The sequence below is a fragment of the Xanthomonas sp. SHU 199 genome (assembly GCF_000364665.1).
Taxonomy (GTDB): Bacteria; Pseudomonadota; Gammaproteobacteria; order Xanthomonadales; family Xanthomonadaceae; genus Xanthomonas_A; species Xanthomonas_A sontii.
Window position 1 is genome coordinate 1 of the sequence record NZ_AQOI01000731.1, and the last position, 695, is coordinate 695.

Here is a 695-nt window from a genome sequence, read left to right on the forward strand (position 1 = left end):
TGCAGCAGGTGGGTGCCGGCGCGGCGGATCGACTCGGTGTACCCACGCTGCTTCGGATCCAGCGGCGTGGCCAGCAGCAGTTCGCTCATGCCCAGCACCCCGGTCAGCGGCGTGCGCACCTCGTGGCCGAGCGTGGCCAGGAAGCGGGTCTTGGCCAGCGAGGCCTGCTCGGCCAGTTCCTGCTTGTGCAGGGCCAGTTCCCAGGCGTGCTGGCGGCCCAGGCGGCGCCGGTAGGCGCGCAGCGACATCAGCAGCAACAGGCCGGCCGCAGCGAGCAGCCCGACGATGCCCCAGACGCTGCGCCACCACGGCGGCTGCACCCGGAACGGCAGGCGCAGCGTCGGCGACCAGGCGCCGTTGCGGGTGCGCGCCTGGATCTCCAGCACCTGCGCGCCATCGGGCAGCTGCGGCAAGGTGCGTTCGCCGCTGGCGCCCGTGCTGACCCAGTCGCGGTCGTAACCCGGCAGGCGGAACCGGTAGACGATGTGTTCCGGATCGATGTAGGACAGCAGCCGCACCGCCACGCGCAGGTCGCGGTCGTCCGAGCGCAGGGTGAAGTCGCCGCGCGTCGGCAGCGTCAGCAGCTGCGGGCCGCGCCGCACCTGCACGCTCTCCATGCTCAGCGCCAGCGGCACCGGCACCGGATCCGGCTGCTGCGTGTCCAGCAGCGCCACGCTGCCGTCCGCGGCGGCCGC

At 73.5% G+C, this 695-nt stretch carries 1 protein-coding gene; it reads right to left on the reverse strand.

Features of this window, described 5'->3' with window-relative positions; translation table 11 throughout:
• On the reverse strand, positions 1–695 hold a 695-nt coding region (locus tag D183_RS25450), incomplete at both ends, for a sensor histidine kinase (RefSeq protein WP_039728986.1).